Source organism: Roseibium sp. RP-7 (assembly GCF_053005225.1).
The window spans coordinates 1,731,746-1,756,823 of sequence record NZ_JBRKQA010000002.1 but is presented as its reverse complement, the minus strand read 5'-3'; the positions used below and the strand labels follow the sequence as shown (position 1 = coordinate 1,756,823).

At 60.1% G+C, this 25,078-nt stretch carries 16 protein-coding genes; 14 read left to right on the top strand and 2 right to left on the bottom strand.

The window, feature by feature from the left end:
- Positions 1–4 precede the first annotated feature (4 nt).
- Together ACVDG9_RS22610 and ACVDG9_RS22605 are read right to left on the bottom strand one after the other, a co-directional pair.
- Complete coding sequence (locus ACVDG9_RS22610) at positions 5–775, bottom strand: IclR family transcriptional regulator (RefSeq protein WP_447239020.1); 771 nt, start codon at positions 773–775, stop codon at positions 5–7.
- A gap of 257 nt (positions 776–1,032) precedes the next feature.
- Positions 1,033–3,792 (bottom strand): AAA family ATPase, encoded by a 2,760-nt coding sequence (locus ACVDG9_RS22605; protein ID WP_447239019.1) that lies wholly within the window; start codon positions 3,790–3,792, stop codon positions 1,033–1,035.
- Positions 3,793–4,142: 350 nt separating this feature from the next.
- On the opposite strand from ACVDG9_RS22605, the gene ACVDG9_RS22600 reads away from it, so the two are divergent.
- From ACVDG9_RS22600 to ACVDG9_RS22535, 14 genes are all read left to right on the top strand, one after another.
- Positions 4,143–5,285, top strand: a complete 1,143-nt coding sequence (locus tag ACVDG9_RS22600) for a serine hydrolase domain-containing protein (RefSeq protein WP_447239018.1) — start codon at positions 4,143–4,145, stop codon at positions 5,283–5,285.
- Between the two features lie 14 nt (positions 5,286–5,299).
- Positions 5,300–7,021, top strand: a complete 1,722-nt coding sequence (locus tag ACVDG9_RS22595; RefSeq protein ID WP_447239017.1) for a ShlB/FhaC/HecB family hemolysin secretion/activation protein — start codon at positions 5,300–5,302, stop codon at positions 7,019–7,021.
- A gap of 93 nt (positions 7,022–7,114) precedes the next feature.
- Positions 7,115–8,677 (top strand): serine hydrolase domain-containing protein, encoded by a 1,563-nt coding sequence (locus ACVDG9_RS22590; protein ID WP_447239016.1) that lies wholly within the window; start codon positions 7,115–7,117, stop codon positions 8,675–8,677.
- A gap of 290 nt (positions 8,678–8,967) precedes the next feature.
- Positions 8,968–10,356 (top strand): sigma-54-dependent transcriptional regulator, encoded by a 1,389-nt coding sequence (locus ACVDG9_RS22585; protein WP_023003722.1) that lies wholly within the window; start codon positions 8,968–8,970, stop codon positions 10,354–10,356.
- A complete protein-coding gene (locus ACVDG9_RS22580) occupies positions 10,349–12,370 on the top strand; it encodes a sensor histidine kinase (RefSeq protein ID WP_447239015.1) in 2,022 nt (673 codons plus the stop codon). The genes ACVDG9_RS22585 and ACVDG9_RS22580 overlap by 8 nt, the downstream gene beginning before the upstream one ends.
- Before the next feature lie 403 nt (positions 12,371–12,773).
- Positions 12,774–14,513, top strand: a complete 1,740-nt coding sequence (locus ACVDG9_RS22575) for an OFA family MFS transporter (protein ID WP_055661252.1) — start codon at positions 12,774–12,776, stop codon at positions 14,511–14,513.
- A 539-nt stretch (positions 14,514–15,052) separates the two neighbouring features.
- Positions 15,053–16,069, top strand: coding sequence for a substrate-binding domain-containing protein (locus ACVDG9_RS22570; RefSeq protein ID WP_023003716.1), 1,017 nt, complete (start codon positions 15,053–15,055; stop codon positions 16,067–16,069).
- Between the two features lie 115 nt (positions 16,070–16,184).
- A complete protein-coding gene (locus tag ACVDG9_RS22565; RefSeq protein ID WP_447239014.1) occupies positions 16,185–17,702 on the top strand; it encodes a sugar ABC transporter ATP-binding protein in 1,518 nt (505 codons plus the stop codon).
- A gap of 71 nt (positions 17,703–17,773) precedes the next feature.
- Positions 17,774–18,718 carry an ABC transporter permease gene (locus ACVDG9_RS22560; protein WP_051990117.1) on the top strand — a complete coding sequence of 315 codons (945 nt, stop codon included), beginning with the start codon at positions 17,774–17,776 and terminating at the stop codon, positions 18,716–18,718.
- Between the two features lie 26 nt (positions 18,719–18,744).
- Entirely contained in the window at positions 18,745–19,725 is a 981-nt protein-coding gene (locus tag ACVDG9_RS22555) for a sugar-binding transcriptional regulator (protein ID WP_055661135.1), read from the top strand.
- Positions 19,715–20,710, top strand: coding sequence for an aldo/keto reductase (locus ACVDG9_RS22550; protein WP_055661136.1), 996 nt, complete (start codon positions 19,715–19,717; stop codon positions 20,708–20,710). The genes ACVDG9_RS22555 and ACVDG9_RS22550 overlap by 11 nt, the downstream gene beginning before the upstream one ends.
- Positions 20,711–20,770: 60 nt before the next feature.
- Positions 20,771–22,498, top strand: coding sequence for a glycerol-3-phosphate dehydrogenase/oxidase (locus ACVDG9_RS22545; RefSeq protein WP_447239051.1), 1,728 nt, complete (start codon positions 20,771–20,773; stop codon positions 22,496–22,498).
- Entirely contained in the window at positions 22,489–23,331 is an 843-nt protein-coding gene (locus ACVDG9_RS22540) for a class I fructose-bisphosphate aldolase (protein WP_031270580.1), read from the top strand. Before ACVDG9_RS22545 ends, ACVDG9_RS22540 begins: the two co-directional genes overlap by 10 nt.
- Complete coding sequence (locus tag ACVDG9_RS22535) at positions 23,324–24,835, top strand: FGGY-family carbohydrate kinase (RefSeq protein ID WP_447239013.1); 1,512 nt, start codon at positions 23,324–23,326, stop codon at positions 24,833–24,835. The genes ACVDG9_RS22540 and ACVDG9_RS22535 overlap by 8 nt, the downstream gene beginning before the upstream one ends.
- Positions 24,836–25,078: the final 243 nt, after the last annotated feature.

Sequence of the window (25,078 nt, the reverse complement as noted above, 5' to 3'; positions counted from 1 at the left end):
CGGATCAGGCTCTTCCTATCGGCCGCATCTTCGACAGCTTGGCGCTGATCTTCGCGACTTCCTCCCCCATGATGGCGAGTACCGATTGCAGGTGCTCGCCGGTCATGCGCGCCATGATGCTGGAAACGCTGATTGACGCAAAGGGTGTGCCGGCACTGTCGCGGATTGCCATGGCGACGGTCCTGACGCCAACGTCCGACACCCTGTCGATGTAGCCGGTCTCTCTTGCCAGTTCGACCATTTCACGGATTTTCGTGACGCCACCGGAGAACTCCTTGAGGTCGCCGGTGTTTCTTTCCAGGATCGCTTCGGCTTTTGCAGGCGGAAGGGCGGCAAGGACAGCCATGCCACCGGCGCCCAGCCCGATCGGGCGATGAACCCCGACGTCCAGAACAAACGCCTTCACGGGAAACGCGCCGCTTTCCCGGGCAATGCAGGTCATCTTGTCACCGACGACACGATTGAGGAAAACGGTGTCGCCCGTTACCTCGACCAGACGTTCGAGTTCCGGCTTGCAAACATCTTGCAGGTCATAGGCTGGGAAGACCAGCAGACCCAGTTCGTAAATTCTGGAGCCGAGGAAAAAGCGGCGGTTTTCCGCATCCTGGTCGACGAAGCCATGTTCGATAAGCGCTTGCAGCACTCGTCGGGCAGTCGGCCGGGTCAGGCCGGACTTTGCGAGTATGTCCGCGAAGGGAACACCGTCGGGATGCCCACCCGCGACAAGATCGAGCAGCATCGCTGCGCGGTCGATGCTTTGTGTTCCTGCAGTCATCCTCGTAAGTCTCTATAATCGTATGTGTTTAATATCTAATTCGACCGAATGTCCTAGTAGAGTGGTATTGCATGAGGGCACACGGGTCCATTGAAATGAAGGGCATTCGGGAATTTATTGGCATGGCTAAAGGCCTCGTTTCCGGATCCGATGTTGCCACTGTGTCTCCAAGTCGGAACGGGGTGACCTAGAAGCCTGTTGAACGGCTGGAGACGCGGGCTGAAGTCCTATCCGGACGCGGGTTGGCGGGGTGCTTCTCAGGTCAGTTGACCTGAAATCCGGTCCAGAAGGTCTTGCGCACGTTTTTCGTAAGTCACGGCGTTTTGGGTTCGTGCAAACCTGATTGCACGGCGAAGTGCAGATGAAGCGTTTCGGGTTCGTCCGGTCTGAACCGAGAGCAAGGCCCAAAGGCGATGGAGCTCCGCTTCGTGCCAGCGTTCGCCGGTACGTCTGATGATCTTGAACGCCGACGCAAGTGCCTTCAGCCCTTCGACCGGGTTACCGCAGCGGCTGGTCGCTTCTGCGTAGAGTGCCAATCCGTAAGGACGGGTCAGCGTCACGTTCATTGCCGCCTGTGCGTTCAGACCTTCGTGAATTTGCTGAAGGCCGGAAGCGTTCCCAAGCACGACCTGCGCCCACCCGGCCAGCAGGTCGCCATAGGGGCGCCAGAATGGAATTGCGGCTGCTTCGCAGGTTTCGATCAGGGCTGTCGCCCGTTCCAGCACACGCACCGGGTCTTCACGTTCACGAGCGATCAGAGCTCCTGCCCAAAGCATCTGCGCTCGACCGAAAGGCTGCTCCAATGTGTCCGTCAACGTCATGCCTTCGGCATAAAGGCGTTCGGCATGTTCGCTTTGGCCGAGCAACTGATGAACGCAAGCGGCATACTGGCGGCAGACGATGCCGGGGTCCTCGCCGAACAGAACCGATGCCTCTGCGCCGTGGTTCGTGTCGTAGGCGCTGCAAACAGAGTTGATATGAGGCAGACAGGCGGCAAGATCACCACGGAAGAACCGTGTTTGCCCGACAGCATTGTGGGCCACCATTGCATAAAGCGCTGGTGCATCCTCTGCCAGGTCATCGAGACCCTTGGCAAGTTCGTCGGCGGCTGCAAGGTCTGCCTTGGTCAGGTGGTGGTTCCAGAGCCCCGCAAGTGCGGGCACAATTGTCGTCGGGTCATTGGTTCGGCCTGCAAGTGTCGCGGCGCGTTCGTAAACGTCCCGAAGTTCGTCTGTGGTGAAGTGATCCCCGACGATAAGTGCTGCTCCCAAGCCCAGTAGCGTGCGGCATTCCGCCGTGTGCGTTTCGGGGTCAGGCTCGCAGGCGGCAAAGGAGACAAGCGCCTGCCGGAACTGGGCGGCTGCATCGGTGATTGCGCCGCGTTCCAGCGCGGTCAGGCCCGCAAGCCCTCGATGGACGGCAGCACGTTTCCAATCGGCGGCACGCTCGAAATGATCGGCTAGTGTGGACGCGATTTCGCCAGTGCGGGATTTGAACGCGGTTTCAAGCCGGCTGCCGATGCGTTCGTGAAGTCCTTGCCGATTTGCGGCCGGAATAGCGTCGTAAAGGGCCTCCTGATAAAGCGCGTGCCGGAAGACGTAGCGTGTTGCCTGCGTCCCGTCCGGCCAGGCCATGACACCGGCCCGTTGAATAAAGCGCCTGACGCTTGCAAGGCGGTCGAGAACCGCTTCGCCTTTTTCCACCTCGAACCGTTCATCGCTCAACATGGCTGCGGAAAATCGAATTCCGGCAACGCTGGCAATGTCGAGTAACTGCCGCTCATATGGGTCCAGCCGGCCGATTTCGCCCGCGATGAATTTTCCGGCTCCGCGTGAGATTGCCGAAACGATTTCAGTGATGTCCTGCTCGGGTGCTTGCCGATTTTCGGAACTCTCCAGGACCCCGTCCCGATGCCACTGGTCGATGATCACATCGACCAGGATGGCATGCCCTTCCGTTCTTCGCCTCAACTGGCCCGCAAGGGAGGCAGGCAGTCTGTGGTCCGGAAAGCGTCGCTTGAGAAGGTCCGCTACGGCTGTTTCGTCGAGGCCGTCCAGCGTGATCGGGCTAAAGTCCTGAACACGTTGAAGGTAATGCAATGTCGTTTGAAGATCTCCGGACTTGTCCAGTTCATCAAACCTGTAGGTTCCAACCACAAGGGTTCTGGCAGGAGCGCGGCGCTGAGCCCAGGAAAGAAGCCATGCGAGCGTGCTCTGATCGGCCCAGTGCAGGTCTTCCAGAATGATGACACCGGGCTGCTGCTGAGAGAGACGCTCCATGAGTGCGGTCAGCTCCCGCAACATTGAGTCCGGGTGTGTGTCCGTCAATCTTGTGGGCAGGGGAGCGGGCTCCCGGCCAGAACGAAGCTGAGGCAGCAGGTCCCGCCACGACGGTGCGACATCCTCAAGAAGCCGCAAGACCCGTTTTCGTGACGCACCTTCGGCAAGCTGTGTCACGATCTCGATCAGTGGGCCATAGGGTTCCCGGGCACCTGGATGGGGAATGCACTGCCCCCGGGCAGACCAGAAGTCTGCCGTGCGTGGCAGCGTGGCGGCGAATGTCTCCACCAGCCTTGATTTGCCCGATCCGGCTTCCCCGGCGACAAGGCTCACAATGCGCTTGCCAGCGCGCACTGCCGCTGCGCAGTCCGCAAGGGACTGCAGTTCCGCGGTTCGGCCCACGCAAAGAGGGGCCGTTCCGGTGGTGTCCGTGCCGGAGTTCAGAACCGTGATCTCGCCGACAAGGCGGTAGCCCTGCCTGCCGACCGTTTCGATGAACCCGGGTGTTTCGGCGCTGTCCCCAAGCAAGCGTCTAAGCTCGCGGATACACTGCTTTGGACCGGTCTCGCGTCCATGCTGCTGTCCCCAGATCAGGTGCCTCAGCTCTTGCTGGCTGACGACCTCTCCCTCGCGGACGTGCAGCTCGACCAGCACGGCGAGAGTCTTGGGGCGCAAACGAACGACTTCCCCGTCACGCAGCAGTTCACCGCGAGAAACATCAAGTTCGACTTTTTGCACTGGGACGCAGATTCCGATGTTCCGGTGAGGCACGAGGACCGTGCCCCGATGAAGAATTACACTGATTGACGAACTACTTATACCATTTTTGCACCGTTGCCGACTTTGTTTGCCATCCTGATTTCCCTACCACCAGTCCTCATGGAGACGCGCCCCTGCGGCATGCCCCGCCGCAAGCGCGATCTCCCGTCTGCAACCGGAAAAGAGGACAGCCCAGTTTGACAAGATCGGTCACAACAGGCCCGGTGACAGCACGGGCCGTGCAATTGCTTGCGGTCCTGCTGGTGTCGGTATGCAGCGTTAACCCCGTCGCAGCGACCGTAACATGTGTTGAGGATTTTGACCGGGGTATGACCTCCGCTGCAAGGGACGCCAGGCCCGGCACGCCGCTCTCCGCAGCACTCTCGCAAAAGCTGGATGATGCGGTGCTGGCCGCGCTTCCACTTGCCGAAACGCCGGGCGTCATTGTTGGTGTCCAAACACCAGACGGCACATGGAAAAAAGGGTACGGCGTTGCCGACCCGGCAACCGGAGCTCCGATGGAGCCGGGCATGCACACGCGCATCGGGTCCGTGACCAAGACCTTTACCGGAACAATGCTGTTGCAGCTTGCAGAAGCCGGACGGCTTTCTCTCGATGACACGATCGACGCCTATGTCGAGGGAATTCCCAACGGAGACAGGATCACGCTGCGCCAGCTTGCGGACATGACCAGCGGTGTGGCGAGCTACACCGCTTCCGAACGGTTTGTGGAGTTGTTTCTCGATCAACCCGGTGTCGCGTTTTCGCCCGAAGACCTGTTGACCTTTGCCGTCGAAAATTCCCCGCTCTTCGAACCGGGAACGCAATACGATTATTCCAACACGAACACGATCCTCCTTGGCATGGTCATTGAAAAGACCACCGGGCAGCCCTTCGAGACGTCATTGCGGAAGATGATCCAGGAGCCTCTCGGACTTGAGAAAACAGTCTGGCCGGGAAGCAGGACCGAACTACCGGAGCCCTACGCGCAGGGCGTTACCCTTCAGGGCGTCGATGCAACGCCGGAAGCACCTCTTGTCGCCACACACTGGAACCCGGCTTCGCTCTGGACAGCGGGGGAGCTGATTTCCAACCTCGACGATCTGCTCGTCTATGGCCGAGCCCTTGGGTCCGGCCAAGGGCTTCTCGGCACCGAGATGCAGCAAGCGCGGCTGCGATCTTTCCGTTCACCTGATGGGTACGGCCTGGCGCTTCGGTGCAACGGAGAGTGGGTCGGCCACACGGGAGAAGTGCCCGGATACACCACGGTCGTTTTCCATAGCCCGCGGACCGACACGACCCTTGTTGTCCAGGCGAACAGCGACATGCCTTCCGGCGATTGCGAGGAGGCAAAGGAGACGCAGGACGTCGACGAAGCCTCGGGTCTGCCCTGCTCGCTGCCTGCCATGCGCATTTTTAACGCCGTCGCTCCGTTACTCGGCGAAACGGCTCCCCAGAACACCGCTGAATAAGAACGGAGCCGTCCGTGACAAGACAGGTGCTGCCTCCCCCGGCAACAAAAACCCTGCGCGGTGCTGCCGCTGCTAATCCCAAATCTGCCTTTCGGCTTCGGGCTGCTTCGGTTCTGGCCGTCTCTTTCGTGGCCGCGGTGTTTTCTCATTCTGCACCGGCTCAAACGCTGGATCAGGCCGTCGCCGGGCAAACCGTCATTATCGAACGGTTCACGCCGCCTACAAGACCGGGCACGGTCGACATCACGGTGCAGGATCAGCGCAAGCGTGTTTCAGAACAAGATGCCGAGAGGGTACGCTTCACCCTCCGCTCGGTATCGATTGCCGGCGCTCATTCGGTTTCGGACGCCGATCTGTCGGCCATCTGGCAGGGCAAGATCGGCAAGGACATGTCTCTTGCGGATCTCTACCGGATCGCCGAGGCGGTTGATGCCGCCTATCTGAGAGCGGGCTATTTTTCGATGACCGTCGTTCCGGTGCAGGACTTTGCGTCCGGTGCGGTCTCGCTCCGGGTCTACGAAGGCTATGTTGAAACCGTCGAGATCACCAGTTCCATCCCGCGCATCAGGGAGCGCCTGGCGCCCTATATCAACCGCCTGACCTCCATGCGGCCCATTCGGATCAAGGAAGCGGAACGCGTCCTGCTGCTGATGAGCGATCTCGCCGGTCTGCAGATAGAGGGAACAATTGTGCGCCCGGAAACGCCCACAGGTGGCGGTACGCTGAAGCTCGCGGTTGATTTCAGCCGATACAGCGCCGGCGTCGGTCTCGACAACCTTGGAACAGATACGGTCGGTCCGCTGGAACTTTCCGGAAATGCCACGGTCAACGACATCTTCGGGTTGTTCGAAACGACAAGCCTGGTAGGGGTGACCGTTCCGGACGCGCCCGAGGAAATGGTGCTGCTGCAGGCTTCGCAGTCGGTTCCAATCGGGTTCAACGGGCTCTCCGCTGGCTACGACCTGACCTATGTGACACAGAAGCCCGGCGCAGACCTGAAAGAGCAGGACATCCACATCGAAACCGTTATCGGTTCGGCTCATCTCCAGTATCCGCTCATTCGCACCATCGACCAGAGCCTTTACGGCAAGGTGGAAATCAATCTTCGGAACGACCGGATCGACGTGATGGGCGCGCGGGCTGCCCGTGAACAGGCGCGTTGGGCGACGGTGTCCCTCCGGTACGACCTTGATGCAGGCCCTGCCTCATTTTCCGCTGGAGCCGAACTGGGTCAGAGCCTTAACCACAAAGGTGAAATGGAAATTGACCCGGACGACTATCGCTTTGGCCGGTTCAACTTCGGCGTCTCATATGATCTGGCGTCCATCGCTCGGCTTCAGCTGCGCACGGCCAGCCAGTATTCGCCGACACCACTGCCCGGAGCGGTCCGGTTCGCTCTCGGCGGCGACCCCTACGGCTGGGCGTTCGATGGCGGCAGCCTCTCCGGTGACAGTGGCTTTGCGTCGGCGTTTGAAGTCAGTCACGACATCGAAACCGGATGGTCTGCGCTTCCCGGTCTCACCCTGACGGCCTTTGCCGATTATGGCGTCGTCTGGAACGTGGATGAAGCCGCCGACTTTGCCCGCGACGAACTCGGTTCAGCCGGTGTCGGTGTCAGTGGCATGGTTGCCGACCGGGTGAATTTTCAGGTTCTCACCGCCACACCCTGGCATCGGCCGGAAAACGCCGAGGATCCGGGGACCCGGGTTTTCTTCAGGCTGGGGCTGGCGCTTTGACGACACAGGAAAGTATCGCCCCGGCCGGACCGGCCGAAACCCATCTGCAATGACCTGCAGGCGCGAACAGCAAGACTGATTGAGAGGTTACACATGTCGTTCTTCCAGCTCACACGGCGCCGGTTCCTGGCGTCCGCGTCTCTCGCGGTTCTGGCAGCACCAGCCCTTGCCGAGGACCTGCCGCCTTCCAGAACGGCGGGAACCGATGTTCCGCCTGGCCAGATCGACAAGGCGATCGCCGGGCTTGACGGGATCGTTGAAGACATCAAGGCGCGCAGCAAGGTGCCGGGCCTAGCGGTTGCCGTCGTACACAAGGGAGAGACTGTCTACGCGAAAGGCTTCGGAACGCGGGGCGGCGAGGGCGATCAACCGATTGACGCCGACACCGTTTTCCAGATGGCTTCCGTGTCCAAGTCGATCGGGGCAACAGTCGTTGCCCGGCAGGTCACGCGGGGCGTTGTTTCGTGGGACAGCAGGATGCGCGACCTGCTGCCATGGTTCAGCCTTGCCGATCCCGATATTACCGAACGTTTGACAGTGGGGGATCTCTATAGCCACCGTTCCGGCCTGCCGGACCATGCTGGTGACGATCTGGAAGACATCGGCTTTGACAGGCAGACGATCCTCGAACGTTTGCGCCTGCAGCCCCTGCGCGCCTTCCGCACGAGCTACGCCTACACGAATTTCGGCCTGACCGCCGGCGCCGAGGCGGTTGCCGAAGCATCCGGGGCCGAATGGGCCGACCTTTCTGACGAGGCCCTGTTTCAGCCGCTTGGCATGACCAGGACCAGTGCGCGGTTCGATGATTTCATGGCACGGGAAAACCGCGCGGTGCCGCATGCCAGAAGCGGCGACGGTTTCGAGGCGCTGTACCAGCGGCAGCCGGATGCCCAGTCGCCCGCCGGCGGGGTGAGTTCCTCCATCAACGACATGGCCAGATGGATGAAGATGGTTCTGGCCGATGGTGAGGAGCTTATTTCTCCCGAAGCCTTGCAGCCTGCAATCAGTCCGCAGAGCTTTTCCAGCCGTCCCCATACGCCTGACGAACGCGCCGGGTTCTACGGCTATGGTTTCAATGTCGGCACTGACCCGTCCGGCCGGGTAATCCTCAGCCATTCAGGTGCTTTCATCCTTGGTGCGTCGACCTATTTCCTGATGATCCCCTCGCTCGACATAGGGATCGTGGTCCTGTCGAATGCGGCTCCTGTCGGTGCCGTTGAATCCATCGGCGCATCCTTCTCCGACATGGTTCAGTTCGGGCGTGTGACCCGAGACTGGTTCTCCGGATACGAAGGCCTGTTCGCTTCCTTCTATACGCCTGCCGGTTTCACCGCCGGTGAACCTGCGCCTGCCGCTGCCGCACCTGCTCCTGCGGCTGGCTATTGCACGGGCCGTTACGGCCATCCCTACTTCGGCACGGTCGAGGTGCGAGAGGAAGACGGCGGGCTCGTCCTGCTTGCCGGTCCCCAGCCAATAAAGCTGCCGCTGCATGACTGGGACGGGTCGATGATGGTGTTTGACATTGCCAACGAAAATGCCGTGGCGGGTTCGCGCTCGACCGTGACTTTCTCAGGTGATGGCAAGGAAGCAAGCACCCTGGAAATCGAGCTCTTCGTGCTGAACGGGCCTGCGCGGTTCGAAAGGCTTGCGCAATAGAGTGAGCTGATTCTGCGACGCACATTCAAACCCCGCAGGGACATCCTGCGGGGTTTTTGCTTTCGCACACCCTCAGCACCTGATCCGCAGAGAGAACAAGCAGAAGACGTCGGGATACTTGAGAGCTCCGGTGCTGAGGCTACTTCCTGTCCGGGCAATTGGTCGCGCGATTTCAGATAGTTGCAATTGCACGTGTGTCTCCGGAAGACATTGCATACTGGAATATGCAATGCTCCGGGCCGGAGGATGGACCATGACAAAAGAACGGATGAAACTGCCGGGGAGGGGCTATGAAGAGCGGTGTTTCCAAACGTCCTGAAGAGGCAGATTCACAGCCGGAATTCGGTCCCTGGCTGCCGCAGGCGTCGATCCTGATCGTCGACGACGAGCCTGGCATGCGCAATTTTCTGGTCCGCACGCTCGAGCCTTATTGCAAACGCATCGAGCAGGCCGCCGACACGGTCGAGGCCTCGGCGCTTCTTGATACCCACCATTATGACGTGGTGATCCTCGACAATATCATGCCAGGCAAATCCGGCGTGGAATGGCTTGGCGAACAGCGGCGGATCGGGTTTTTCGCCGATGCGATCCTGATGACGGCCTATGCGGATCTGGAAACCGCGATCCAGGCCTTGCGGGCAGGTGCCGTGGATTTCATCCTGAAGCCCTTCCGGTCCAACCAACTGCTGAACGCGGTTGCCAGGTGTCTCGACCGGGTCACGCTGCTTCGGGAAAACCAGCTGTTGCGCCACCAGTTGCAGGCAACATCCGACCATCTTCTTCTGCGTGACAAGCTGATCGGACATTCGCGCCAGATCGGCGAGATCCGCGAAACGATCTCCCGCGTCGCGCCACTGCCGACATCCGTGCTGATCACGGGGGAATCCGGGACCGGAAAGGAAGTTGCTGCCAGGTCGCTTCACGATCTTTCCGATCGGGCGGACAAGCCCTTCGTTCCGGTCAATTGCGCCGCCATTCCCGGAGACATGATCGAAGCTGAATTGTTCGGGCATCTCAAAGGCGCTTTCACCGGCGCCGGGTCCAGCCGCGACGGCCTGTTCATGCATGCGCATGGCGGCACGCTGTTTCTGGACGAGATCGGCGAACTGCCCATGGCACTGCAGAGCAAGTTGTTGCGGGCAATCGAAGACCGGAAAATTCGGCCGGTCGGGTCCGAGCGTGAAGTGCCTGTCGATCTGCGGTTCGTGTTCGCGACCAACGCAAATCTGGAGCAGGCCGTGGAGGAGGGCCGGTTCCGGGCGGATCTCTACTACCGGGTCAACGTGCTTCAGCTCGAAATGCCGCCGCTGCGCGAGCGTGGCGACGACATCCGTGAACTTGCCTCGCTGTTCATGCAGAAGCTGTCCGTGCAGCTTGGAATGCCGCCGGTACCGTTTACCGATGAAGTCGTCTCCGGACTGCTGGCTTATGAATGGCCGGGCAATGTTCGCGAACTGCGCAACACGATCGAACGAACCTTGATCCTTGGCCGCTTTCCGGCGGAGTTCCACAGTACGCAGAGCCTGTTGCTGCCCGGCGGGGAAACGCTGCAGGACATGGAAAAGCGTCATATCCTGATGGTGCTCGAGGAAGCCGGTGGAAACCGTGCCGAAGCAGCGCGGCGGCTCGGTATCTCGCGCAAGACCATCGACAGGAAGCTGATGGACTGGAATGGCTGAGGAGAGACGACGCCGGAAATCGGGAAGCCGCCTGTCCGTCAGGGTCAGGCTACTGGCCATCGCCCTGTTGCCGACACTTGTGGTTCTGCCACTCTTTCTCGGCTGGGCGATGGTGCGCTGGAACGCGAAGTTCGATTCCCTGTTGATCACCAAGGTCAATGGCGACCTGACCATTGCCCATCAGTACTTTTCGAGGATCCTGGAAAATTCGGGTGAAAAGATCGATGCGCTGGGCCAGTCGGCCTCCTTTCGCGACGTTGCAGACAGTGGTGATGCTGCACTTCTGGCAGGGCTGCTGGAGCGTCGGCGTGAGGAGCTGGGTCTCGATTTTCTGTATGTCGTGCGCAGGGACAGGACAGTTGAGGCGGCCTCTCCGCCAAGTGCCGTACCGCCGGTCTCCAAGGACTGGCCGGTCATCGAACAGGCCTTTGCAGGATCTGCCGCCACAAGCGTGGATATCTTCGAAGCCGGTGATCTGACGGCGATTTCTCCGGCACTAGCAGATCGGGCCCGGCTGGATCTCGTCCCGACACCCAATGCGGTGCCGACCGAGAGGGCCGCGGAAACACGCGGCATGGTGGTTCACTCCGCAAGCCCGGTCACCGTGCCGGGAGCGCCCGTGGCAGCTCTGGTCGGTGGCATTCTGCTCAACCAGAACCTCGTCTTTATCGACACGATAAACGATCTCGTCTACCGCGAGGCGAGCCTTCCCGAAGGCAGCCAGGGCACCGCGACGCTGTTTCTGGAAGATGTCCGCGTCAGCACCAATGTCCGTCTGTTCGAAGACAAGCGCGCGCTTGGGACGAGGGTGTCCGCCGCCGTTCGCCAGAAGGTGCTGGGCGAGGGGCAGGTCTGGCTGGACAGCGCCTTCGTCGTCAACGACTGGTACATCTCGGCCTATGAACCGATCACCGACAGTTTCGGCGAGCGGGTGGGCATGCTTTATGTCGGCTTTCTGGAAACGCCGTTCCGGGAAGCCAAGCTGGCGACACTGGTCGCGCTGCTGTTGGGCTTTCTTGTCGTGACCGCTGGCAGCGTGCCGCTGTTCCTGAGGTGGGCTCGCGGCGTTTTCAAGCCACTGGAAAAGATGACGGACACCATTGCCAGCGTCGAAAAGGGAAACCTTGGCGCCCGCACGCGGTCCGAAGGCAGCGGTGACGAGATTGCGCGTGTCGCCCAGCATCTCGATCATCTGCTCGACCTGGTTCAGGAAAGCGACCGGCAGCTCAGGTCCTGGAACGAGGAGCTGAACACCCGCGTCGAGGAACGCACGCGCGATCTCAAGATGGCGAACAGGCAGTTGGAAGACACCACCAAGCAACTGATCATGTCGGAGAAGCTTGCCGCCATCGGCGAGATCACCGCCGGTGTTGCCCACGAGATCAACAATCCGATTGCAGTGATCCAGGGCAATCTGGAAGTGCTGCGCATGCTGCTCGGCGACCATGCAAAGATTGCCAGTACGGAAATCCGCCTGATCGACGAGCAGGTGGACCGGATCAACCAGATCGTCATGAAGCTGCTGCAGTTCGCCAAGCCCGACGAATATGCAGGCTACGCCGATCGGCACGCACCGGACGAGGTGATTTCTGACTGTCTTCCGCTGGTCCGCCATCTCTTGCGCAAGACCGATATCGAGGTTGTCCGCGAGGCCACTGCGTCCCGTCTGGTGCTGATGAACCGGACGGAACTGCAGCAGGTGCTGATCAACCTCATCGTCAATGCCATCCATGCCATGCCCGGCGGCGGCACGCTGACGATGAAAACCTGGGATATGAACAAGGAAGATGTCGCCGGAGTGTCGATCGAGATTTCGGACACCGGTGTCGGCATGAGCGCGGATGTTATCGCGCGAATATTCGACCCCTTCTACACGACGAAAAGCCGGCAGGGCACCGGATTGGGGCTTTCGATTACCCAGACGCTGGTCAGCCGTCAGGGCGGCGATATCAAGGTGGAAAGCATCGAAGGGACCGGGACCGTTTTCACAATCTGGTTGCCTGAAAGCGCTTGACGTTGCAGGTGGGCTGCCCCTGAGTTGCGCCCGGCATCTAGGCCGTTTGGGCGATCAAGGGCTTCTGGACAGATTGTCCCAAACGGCCGGAAAACAACTTTTGAATGTGGACAAAATGTCCACTCATCGTTCTTCCTGAAAATCTAACTGTCTGAAATTCAACAGAAAAGAAACTGGCCCCGAACTTGCCATCAGCAAGGAGCTGCCGGAAGGCGCGGGACGGTGCAACCGTTCCTGCGTTGCGGACCTGAAGCGGGAGGCTTCGACAGGTGCGCGTCTGCCGGGAGCGGGGCATCCGGCTTTGTCTTGCCGGACCGGGGGAGACATGACAGGCCGGCCGCAAAGGGACCGGCACCTTCCCGGAGGAATGCCCGACAACCGTGCATGGGAGGAAAATAAGTGCATGTTTGATCGGTTGAAAAAGGAACATATCGTCGCAGAGGACGGTTTTAACCGCTGGAAGGTTCCGCCAGCATCCATCGCCATCCATCTTTGTATCGGCTCCGTCTACGCCTGGAGCATCTTCAACCCGCCTCTGATCAAACAGTTCGGGGTGGTTGCCGCAGCGCCGGAAGACTGGAGCCTGTCTTCGGTCGTCTGGATCTTTTCCGTTGCCATCGTGTTTCTCGGGCTTGCGGCCGCCTTTGGTGGCAAGTGGCTTGAGGAAGTCGGCCCTCGCATGGTCGGTGTCGTTGCCGCCATCTGCTGGGGCGGCGGATTCATTATCGGCGGCTTCGGTATCATGACGCACCAGCTCTGGCTGCTTTACCTCGGTTACGGCGTGATCGGCGGCTGCGGTCTGGGACTTGGGTACGTATCACCCGTTTCCACCTTGATCCGGTGGTTCCCGGATCGGCGCGGCATGGCCACCGGCATGGCCATCATGGGCTTTGGCGGTGGAGCGATGATCGCAACGCCGATCAAGGAATATCTGCTCGGTCTGTTCTACAAGGCGCCGGAGTACCTGGGCCCTGAAGGGTCTGTTGCCCTGATCACCGAAGGCGGCAAGCGCCTTGCGGAAGTCAACGGCCAGATGGTGGAAGTGGTTATCGCAGGCGCCAAGCAGGTGGCAGCAGCGCCCGTTGCGCTTCAGGAGGGGATCTATGTGGTGGGTACCGGTAACACCGGGGCTGCAGGGACCTTCTTCACGCTCGGCATCGTCTATCTGGTCGTGATGATCATCGCGGCCTTCTCCTACCGGGTTCCGCGCGAAGGCTGGCGTCCGGCCGGCTGGACACCGCCAACTGCCGATGCTGCGTCCCGCAAGATGATCACCCACAACAACGTTCACATCGATCAGGCGCTCAAGACACCGCAGTTCTATCTGCTGTGGATCGTGCTCTGCTTCAACGTGACGGCGGGTATCGGCGTGATCGGCGTTGCCAAGACCATGATGACGGAAATCTTCGGCACCACGTTGCCGCTGATCGTGAATTCGGCCTTTGCGGCAACCTATGTGTTCATGATCTCGGTCTTCAACATGGTTGGACGGTTCTTCTGGGCTTCCACATCTGACTTCATAGGCCGCAAGAACACCTACCACTGCTTCTTCGTGCTCGGGATCATTCTTTACCTGTCGATTCCGTTTGCAGCAGAGCAGGTGAGCGTCAATCCGGCCGTCACCTGGCTCGTGATGTTCTATGCAGCCACCATGATCATCTTCACGATGTATGGCGGCGGCTTTGCGACCATCCCGGCGTATCTCGCCGATATCTTCGGCACGAAATATGTCGGTGGTATCCATGGGCGTCTGCTGACGGCGTGGAGTACGGCAGGCGTTCTGGGGCCGCTGGCGATCACCCAGCTGCGGAACATGTCCCTGAACAATGCGATCACGGATCTTGCCGCCAAGGTGGACCCGAGTGCCTTTGCCGAGAAATTCGGTGCGGGTGTCGATCAGCTCGACCAGCTGGTGGCCGCAAAGACGGTGACTGTTGCCCGGCTGATGGAAATCGCTCCGGCCGGCACAGTGGATCCCACACCGAGCCTCTACAACACTACCATGTATGCCATGGCAGGCTTGCTCGTGATCGCGTTGATCGCGAACTCGCTGGTGAAGCCGGTGCACGACAAGCATCACATGGAAGCCGGCGCCGACGGGACCAGCCCGGTTCCGGAAGGTGCGGAGCCGGCGAAGGCCTGATCAAGGCTTCTGCCATCACGATCAACCGGCCCGGAAGCATCCGCTTCCGGGCCTTTTTTGTGTTCATATGCATCACAAAGCTGAGGGACTGGGGGCCGGATTTCGGCCCCGTCAGGGGGATTTCGTCAGTTTCCCGGCACGTTCATGGTGAGCGTTTTCGAGTGACCAGATGCAATGCCTGCCACGAAAAGATGTTTTTTCTCAATGGCTTGTGTTCTCTCTCGGGTCTTCACTCGGCAATGTCTTATTTGAGGCGCTGGTTGAAATAAATTTCAGAAAAAGAAATAAATACCAAAACAGTTTGACGGCTTTCGGGGGCTGCCCTTATCCATGGTCTCGCTGGGATAAAAACCAGTGTTTGAAATTTCTTGCAGTGAGCTGGTCTCTTTGACAGGCTGACCTGCAAGACCGGGAGGAGCAGCGTCAGGCTCCCTGCGTTGAGAGGAACGCAGACTGGATGTCCTGACAATCTGAAATCGATCACCCATCGGGCATTCGACCGTTCGCGGTTGGCAACCCGTTGGTCCAGGGAGGAAACCATGGGCACTTCTATCTTCAAGGGAATTCTCGCGTCGACCATGCTGTCGGCTGCAGTTCTGACCGCAGCTCCGGCCGCGGCAGACGGTTTGAAATGCGAGCCGGGCGAAACCTACATCATGAACGTGATGGTTTCCGGCCATCCCTACTGGGTGCCGGTCTATCAGGGCTTCAAGCAGGCTGCGTCCGCATTCGGCTGCGAGACGATCTTCTCCGGCACGCCGGACTATGACATCACCAAGCAGATCGCTTCTTTCGAGCAGGACATGGTCAAGCAGCCGGCTGGCGTCTTGCTGCACCCGATGCAGTCCGATCCGTTTATCGAGCCGATCGACCGGGCCGTCGACAACGGCACGCAGGTCGTGACCTTCGCAGCGGATTCTCCGAAGTCCAAGCGCAGCGCCTATATCACCTCCGACAACCTTGCCGAAGCCAAGTTTGCCGCCGAAGAAATCGTCAAGCAGGTTGGCGACAGCGCGGAATATGCGGTTCTTGAAAACCCGGGTCAGTCGAACCACGATCTGCGCGTGACCGCGCTGCTCGACTACATGGGAGAGCACTACCCGAACATGAAACTGGTCGGCCGCCAGGCGACCAACCAGGACAGCAATGCCGCCTACCGGGCAACGGCCTCTATCCTTCAGGCCAACCCGAACCTTGCCGCTCTCTGGATCCCGGAAGCAGGCTCTGCGGAAGGAGCTGTCGCAGCGGTGCTGGAAGCGGAAGCGAAAGTGCTGATCATGCATGCCGATGTGACGCCGACCACTCTTGAGCACATCAAGGCGGGCAACATCCACATGGCGCTTAATCCGAACCAGGGCATGCAGGGGTTCATGGGCTTCATGGCCGTGTTCCTCGCCGCGCACTCCGACGTGTTCGATCCGTTCAACGACTACAAGGTGTCCGGCTACAACCCGGTTCAGATCCCTTACGTCGACAACGGCTTTGCCGTGATCACCAAGGAAAACGCCGACAGCTTCGACCTCAACGCCTACATGGAAGGCCGCGACCCGAGCTGATGAACAGACCGGGGCTCCTTTGGAGCCCCGGGTGATACGGCGGGCTGCCTGCAATCGATGCAGCAGATCAGGCAGCCCGTTCTTTCTCCGGAATTGCGAGCAAATCGGCCCTGTCATGACTGACGATGTGATCCTCAAGATCTCCAACCTCTCGAAATCCTTCGGGCCGGTTCAGGCGCTCAAGGGGGTAAGTTTCGAATTGCGCAAGGGCGAGATCCATGCGCTTGCCGGGGAAAACGGCGCCGGCAAATCGACGCTGATGAATATCATCGACGGCATCCTGCAGCCGGACAGCGGAGAAATCCGCTTCGATGGCGAACCGGTGGTCATTTCATCTCCGGCGATGGCGCAGAAGCTCGGCATCGGTTTCGTTCACCAGGAGATTGCCCTGTGTCCCGATGTGACGGTTGCCGAAAACATCTTCATGGCGACGACCAACGTCAGCAGTTCATTCCTGATGAACTATCGTGCACTTGAAAGGAAGGCCGCTGAAGTACTGGGCCAGCTTGGCGACATCGATCCGACGACACTCGTGCGGGATCTGTCGATTTCCCACCAGCAGCTCGTCGAGATCGCCAAAGCCCTGACACTCGATTGCCGGGTGCTGATCCTGGATGAGCCGACCGCGGCGCTGACAGAGAAAGAAGCGCAGATCCTCTTCAAGATCATGCGCCGTCTTGCCGACAAGGGCATCTCGATCATCTACATCTCCCATCGCATGGTCGAGATCTTCGACAACTGCGACCGGGTCTCCGTTTTCCGGGACGGCACCTACATCACTACCCGCAATGTTGCGGAGATCCAGCCCGATGACGTGGTCAATGCCATGGTCGGTCGTGTGATCGACGAGCTTTACCCGCGCAAGCAGTCCGAAAGCGAAAAGACGGACGATATCATTCTGGACGTTCAGAACCTGAATGAAAGGACGCGTTTCAAGGATGTCTCGTTCCAGCTCCGCAAGGGCGAGATCCTCGGAATTGCCGGGCTGATCGGTGCCGGGCGCAGCGAGATCGTGAAGGGCATCTGCCGGCTTGAAGGCGACGTGACCGGGGAGGTTTCGCTCAATGGTCGCAAGCTGTCGCTGAAGACCTATCGGGACAGCATCTCCGAGGGCATCGTCTATCTGTCGGAAGACCGCAAGGGTGACGGCATCTTTCTGGATATGTCCATTGCCGCCAATGTCTCCGCCCTGAAACCGGAACAGGTCGCGAATTCTTTCGGTCTGATTGCCGGAAGCCGGGAGGAAGCGCAGGCAGACACGCTTGGCAAGCGTCTCAATCTCAAATGTGGCTCGCTGTCGGACCCGGTGTCATCGCTTTCCGGAGGCAACCAGCAGAAGGTTGCGATCGCGAAAATGCTGTCGGTCAATCCGAAGCTGATCTTCCTGGATGAGCCGACGCGTGGTGTCGATGTCGGCGCAAAGGCCGAGATCCATCGCATCCTGCGCAATCTCGCCGGCAGCGGGGTCGGAATTCTGGTGATCTCGTCGGAGCTGCCGGAACTGATCGGCGTTTGTGACCGTGTGCTGGTCGTCCGGGAGGGACAGATCAGCGGCGAAGTCACGGGCGATCAGATGACCGAAGAAAACATAATGCACCTGGCGTCCGTGGGCGCCCAGGCAACCATAAACTAATCGTGGGGGAAACCATGGAAGACGCCGTCTCCCTGACAGACGCGCCGAACGGCAAACCGGCAGACGTATCGATGATCCGCAAACTGTTGCGCATGCGTGAAACGGGACTGATCGCGATCATCCTAGTGCTGTTCATCGTGATGTCCTTCGCCTCGCCCTACTTTCTGACCTGGGTGAACATGCGCGCCATGGTCATGGCCTTTGCGGTGGAAGGCATCGTGGTGGTCGGCATGACCATCCTGCTGATTTCCGGCGGGATCGATCTTTCGGTCGGCTCGGTGACAGCGCTGGCCATGGTGATTGCCGGCTGGCTGTTTCTGAACGGGGTCGACCCCTGGGTCGCATCGGCGATTTCGATTGCCGCCTGCACGGCCATCGGGGCGTTCATGGGGTTCTTTGTCACCCGCGTCGGCCTTCATCATTTCATTGTGTCGCTGGCAATCATGGTGATCGCCCGGGGGGCGTGCCTTCTGGGTACGGGCGGGCGTCCACTCGGTCTGTTCACGCTGCCGCCCGAGTTCAAGTTCATCGGTCAGGGGTCCATCGGACCGATCCCGGTCGTCATCCTGATCTTCCTTGTGGTGGTGATCGGCTTCGACTTCCTGCTGCGCCGCACGACGATGTTCCGCAAGGTGTTCTATACCGGCAGCAACGAGAAGGCCGCAGCCTATTCCGGCATCCGCACCAAGCGCGTGGTGTTCTTCACGACCACCCTTTGCTCGGCTCTGTGTGGTGTGGCCGGCATCATCTACATGGCCCGCTTCGGTTCTGCCCAGCCGACCTTCGGCATCGGCATGGAACTGAACGTGATTGCGGCGGCCGTTATCGGCGGGGCGAGCCTCAAGGGTGGTTCGGGTACCATTTTCGGAGCGATCCTGGGGGCGGTGTTGCTGTCGGTGGTCTCCAGCTCGCTCGCGCTTCTGGATGTCTCGGTCTATTGGCAGGACATCATCCGCGGCTCGATCCTGCTGGCGGCGGTCTCCATCGACCACTATCTCGTCAAGAAACGCGCCTGACCCGGCTCCAGCGAAGAGGCAACCAGATGGCGGACAAGAAAAACGATATCGAGCTGATGCGCCAGATGCACACGGTTCTCGTGCTGCATTTCCTGGAAGGCAAGAAACAGTCGGAAATCGCCGAACTGCTCAACCTGTCGACGTCCAAGGTGAACCGTCTGATCACCCAGGGCCGCAAGATGGGCATGATCAAGATCGATATCGAAAACCCGTTCCAGCGGTTGACGGATCTGGAAAACCTGCTGGAACAATCGACGCCGCTTTCAAAGGCGCTGGTTACATCGTCCGTCGAAGGCAGCCCGAACACGACGCTGAAGCAGGTCGGGCTTGCCGCTGCCAACCATCTGGTGGAGACCATCCGCGATGGCGACATCATCGCCATCACGGGTGGCAAGGCCGTTGGGGCGGTGGTGCAGAACATCGAGACCGACCGGAAGTTCGACGTCACCGTGGTGCCGCTTACCGGTGGAGTGCAGGGCAAGTACCACACGGATGTCAATCATCAGGCCAGCCTGATGGCCGAGAAGCTGGGCGGCAAGGCGCTGCAGCTTCATGCGCCGCTCTTTGCCGAAAGCCGGGAACAGCGCGACATGCTGATGGAAGTCGGCTCCATTCGCGAGGTCCTGGACCTGGCACGGCAGGCAACGATCGCTCTGGTCGGCATCGGATCCATCGCGACGCCCGGGTCGAGCTACTACGACCTGCATCCGATGCCTGAATCGGACCGCAAGATGCTGGTTGGCAGCGGTGTCAGCGCCGAATTCCTGGCCTACCTGATGCGCCAGGACGGGACGGTTGCCGACTACGCCCTCAATTCGCGGCTGGTCGCACTGGCGCCAGAGGAGCTGCGGCGCTTCAAGCGCGTCATCGGGGTGACCTCGGGCGATGAAAAGATCTGGCCGATCCGGGCCGTCCTCAATGGAAACTATCTGAATTCACTCATCTTGGACGAGGACACCGCGGGAGCGGTCCTTGCAACCATGGAAGGCAAACAGAATGTTGCATGAAATGCTGACACGCGAGATCGGACGTTCAGGCATCGAGGCGTCGGCTATCGGGCTCGGCACATGGGCCATTGGCGGCTGGATGTGGGGCGGCACGGATGAAGCCAAGTCGATTTCCGCAATTCAGGCTTCCATTGATGAAGGCATCAGCCTGATCGACACTGCTCCGGCGTATGGCCAGGGGCTGTCGGAGGAGATTGTCGGCAAGGCGATTGCAGGCCGCCGCGAAAAGGTGGTGCTGGCAACCAAATGCGGTCTCGTCTGGCACACCCAGAAGGGCAATCACTTCTTTGATTACGACGGCAAGCCGGTGCACCGGTATCTCGGCAAGGATGCGATCGTCCATGAGGTGGAGCAGAGCCTGAAGCGGCTTGGGACCGATTACATCGACCACTACATCACCCATTGGCAGGATCCGACCACGCCGATTGCGGAAACCATGGAGGCGCTGGAAACCTTGAAGACCCAGGGCAAGATCCGCTCCATCGGTGCCAGCAACACGACTGCCGACGATGTGAAGGCCTATGTGGCTGCAGGGCAGCTGGATGCGATCCAGGAAGAATATTCGATGATCAAGCGCGACATCGAGGAGACCCTGGTGCCGCTCTGCCTCAAGGAAAAGGTTTCGGTGCTGAGCTATTCGTCGCTGGCGCTGGGCCTTCTGACGGGCAAGATCGGTCCTGACAGAACCTTCGAAGGTGATGATCAGCGCAAGGACAATCCGCGGTTCTCGGTCGAAAACCGTCGCAAGGTTGCCAGGCTGATGGATGCCATCGCGCCGATAGCGGAGGCCCATGGAGCCACCAAGGCCCAGGTGGTGATCGCCTGGACGCTGCAGCAGCCGGGTATCACCTTTTCCTTGTGCGGAGCCCGTGATCCGGAGCAGGCGCGGGAGAATGCCAAGGCGGGGCGCCTCAGGTTGACCAGTGAAGAAATCGGGCTCATCGGCGATGCCGCCGCGACCCATCTGACCGAACTCGCCGCTTAAGAGACTTCGAAATTGAGATTGGAAAGGGCACCGGGCATCCGTCCGGTGAACGGGGAAGGCATGTCCGAACAACGGCAAGGAAAATGGGACCGTATCGCGCGTGACGGCGCGTTCGACGCCGTTGTCGTCGGCGGCGGTATCAACGGGATCGGGGTCTACCGGGATCTGGCGCTGCAGGGTGTCAGGGTGCTGCTGGTGGAACGGAACGACTTTTGTTCGGGGTGCAGTTCTGCCTTGTCGCGCATGATCCATGGGGGATTGCGCTATCTGGAAAACGGCGAGTTCGACCTGGTGCGCGAATCCCTGCGCGAACGCGACGCACTGCTGGTCAATGCGCCCCATCTGGTCCATCCGCTGCCGACCGTCATTCCCATCGGCTCGCTCTTTTCCGGGCTCTTGAACAGCGCGGCAAGTTTCTTCGGCTTTTCAGGTCAGCCCTCCAGCCGGGGAGCGGTCCCGATCAAGCTCGGACTGACGCTTTATGACTGGGTGACACGCAAACGCCGACTGTTGCCGAAACACCGTTTCCGCGGAGCGAAGGCGACCCGGGATACCTGGCCTGGACTGACCGGTGCCATCCGGTGTTCGGCCACTTATCACGATGCTTGGATCAGCCACCCGGAGCGGCTTGGTCTGGAACTGGTCAGGGAAGCGGAAGAAGTGGCTCCGGACTGTGTCGCCCTCAACTATGCCTGTCTTGAGCCGGCCGGGAGCGGTTTTGTTGTGCGAGATCAGGTGAGCGGCCGAACGGAAGAGATCTCGGCGAAGATCCTCGTCAATGCCACTGGCGCCTGGCTGGATGATGCCATTGATGAGCTTGCCGGCAATTCCAGCCACGAACGCCTGGTGTCGGGTACAAAGGGATCGCATCTCATTCTCGACAATCCGGCGCTGGAGAAGGCGCTTGGCGGCCATATGGTCTATTTCGAGAATTCGGATGGCCGGGTCTGCATTGTCTTTCCGTTCTTCGGCAAGGTGCTGGCCGGGTCAACGGATATCCGCGTCAAGACGGCCGAACGTGTGCGCTGTGAGCCGGAAGAAGAAGCCTACATTCTGGGCTCGCTCCGGCTGGTCTTTCCGGAGATCGACTTCAATGCGGATGATGTCGTTTTCAGTTACAGCGGCATTCGGCCGTTGCCGAAGAGCGATCATGATTTTACAGGCCGGATTTCCAGGGGCCATTTTACCAAGCGTATCGAAGGACCCGTTCCGCAGATCTGCATGATCGGCGGCAAGTGGACAACGTTTCGTGCCTTTGCCGAACAGGCAACGGACGAAGTGCTCAGCGAACTTGGCCGGACCAGGCAGGTCGGAACCCTGTCGCGCCTGATCGGCGGCGGAAAGGATTTTCCTGATGCTGCCGTGATCCTGGAGCGCGACCTGATCTCGAACCATGGCATTGGTCCCGCGCGCGCAACCCACCTGGTGGCGACCTATGGCACCACAGCGACGGAACTGCTGGCCTTTTGTCAGGGCAGGCCGGACGACGAGGCACTTTCGCCGCAGACAGAAATCACAGCGGCGGAGATCGCGTTCCTCGCCTCCCGCGAAAGCGTGGTGACCCTTGCCGACATCGTGTTGCGGCGGACGACACTCGCCATCCAAGGACTGATGAGTGAAGAGCTGCTCGACAAGCTGGCGGCTGTCGCCGGTGAAGAACTCGGCTGGTCCGACGCAGAGCGCGGGCTTCAGCGCGACCGGCTGATCGAAGACCTTTCCACCTATCACGGCGTTTCGTTTGAAGATCGCCGGAACCAAGACACAAGCAGGAGCAGAATATGCGTTTGAGCCCCAAAGCCCGGATGAACCGGATGTTCACCCACGGCGGCTGCCTGGATGTTGCCGTTGATCATGGCGTGTGCAACGAACCGAGCTTCATGGTTGGCCTGGAAGACATGGCCGGGGTTGTCGACACCCTGGTCAAGGCCGGGCCTGATGCGATCCAGATGGCCTATGGCCAGGCGGATCTGTTGCAGTCGCGTCCGGAGAAGGACAAGCCGGCGCTGGTGATGCGCATCGACATGGGCAACCCCTACAATGACCAACGCCACCGGGTGATGTGGTCGCTGCTGCAGAATGCAGACGAGCCGATCATCGGGGCTCTGGAAATGGATGCGGCTTGTGTCGTCGTGAACCTGTTCATGTTGCCGGATGAGCCTGAGCTGTTCCGCCAATGCGTGGAGAATATCTCCAGGGTGCGCGCCGCCTGCCACAAATACGGCATGCCGCTGATGATCGAGCCGCTGGTGATGCTGCCGAACGACATCCGGGGTGGCTATCAGGTTGATGGCGACGCAGACAAGATCGTGACACTGGTTCGGCTGGCAAGCGAGATGGGAGCCGACATCATCAAGGCGGACCCGACCGATAACGCGGAAGATTTCCACCGGGTGGTCGAAGCGGCGCGCGTTCCGGTGCTGGTGCGTGGTGGCGGCAAGGAAGACCTGAAGACCGTGCTCAGGAAATCCGCTGCACTGATGCGCCAGGGTGCCAAGGGCATGGTCTATGGACGCAACATCTATCAGCACGACAACCCGAAAGCGGTGGTTGCGGCACTCATGGCAATGATCCACAACGGTGCCGACGGTGACGAAGCATGGGACATCTATAACCGTGGCTGACGACAGGACTTATCTGCTGGGGCTTGATGCCGGCAACACGGTGATCAAGGCTGTCCTGTTCGATCTGGCGGGCCACCAGGTGGCGATGAGCGCACTGGACGGTCAATCGTTTTCACCTGCTCCCGGACATGTTGAACGCGATCTCGGAGAGTTGTGGCGCAATGCGCAAACGGTTATCCGCGAGTGCCTTGACAAAGCCGGTGTCGAGCCTTTGCAGATCGCGGCAGTTGGTTGCGCCGGGCACGGCAACGGCCTTTACCTGCTGGACAAGGACCATGAGCCACTGCTCGGCATCCAGTCGCTGGATACGCGCGCCGCGGATCATGCAGGCAAGCTGCGTGAGGCACATGGCGACAGGCTGCACGCCCTGTGTCTGCAGGAACCCTGGCCGTCCCAGACCCCGACGCTGCTTGCCTGGATCAAGGACAACCGGCCGGATCTTTATGCCCGGACCGGAACCGTGCTCCTGTGCAAGGACTTCATCACCTTCAAGTTGACCGGAGAACGCGTCAGCGAGATCTCCGACATGTCGGGGTGCGGTCTGCTGAGGTTGCCGGACAATCTCTACGACAGGGAGCTGCTGGAACTTTATGGCCTCGGCGAGGCAGTGCCGATGCTGCCGCATCTGGTCGAACCGGCGGATGTTGCCGGGCATGTCACGGCAGAAGCCGCGGCTGCGACCGGACTGAAGGAAGGGACGCCGGTTGTCGGCGGCTATTTTGACGTGATTGCCAGCGCGCTCGGGTCGGGCGTTGTCCATCCCGGCGAAGCCTCGATCATTGCAGGCACCTGGAGCATCAATCAAGTCTTTTCGAAGGCCCCGATCGTCGACAAGGCGATGTTCATGGCCTCGGGTTTTGCCCCCGGCCGGTTCGTCAATATCGAATCGAGCGCAACATCGGCTGCCAACCTGGAATGGTATGTGCGGGAGCTGGTGGAGCGCGGGAAACATCACGACGATCCGTTCGGCTATTGCAACGCTAGGATCGCGGAAGTCACGCCCGCGGCAGACGACCCGTTCTTTCATCCGTTCCTTTACGGCTCGCGGCTTGGGGCGGACTTCCGCGCCGGGTTCTATGGTCTCGCCGGCTGGCATTCGGAAGGGCATTTGCTGCGGGCCTTGTTCGAAGGGGTTCTCTTTGAACATCGCCGCCATATCGAGGTGCTCGGGAGAACCGGTGTCACGTTCGACCGGGCAGTGCTCTCCGGAGGCGGGTCACGCAGCCCGGTCTGGCCGCAGATGTTCGCCGATTGCCTGGGCGTTCCGATCACCGTTGCGGAAGCTCGTGAGACGGGTGCGCTGGGCGCGGCCATTGGAGGCGGTGTTGGTGTCGGGCTCTTCGCCGACTACGAGACGGCTGTTGCTGCCATGACGAGGGCGCAGAAGGAATACCTGCCGGTAACTACGATGAAATCGCACTACGACCGGCGCTACCGGACCTATTGCAAGCTGACAGATGCTCTTCGGTCCTTCTGGGCCGATATGCATGTCATGTACGAATAGTCCTCTTGGAGGAATTGCCGAAACGTCAGGATCTTCTAGTGTGAGGGAAACAGCCGGGCGAATTCGCATCGGCGAGCGCCCACATATGTCTTTTTTCGAGTTTGCGAAGAAACAGAAAACCTGATCAGGATGAGGGTGTTAAAGGGTCTCATCAGTGCCGGCGGAAGATTGCCTGGTCCGGCATGATGCAGATCATCGAAGTTTGGACCGCAGCAGGAAAGACTGCGGACAGGAAATGGGCAG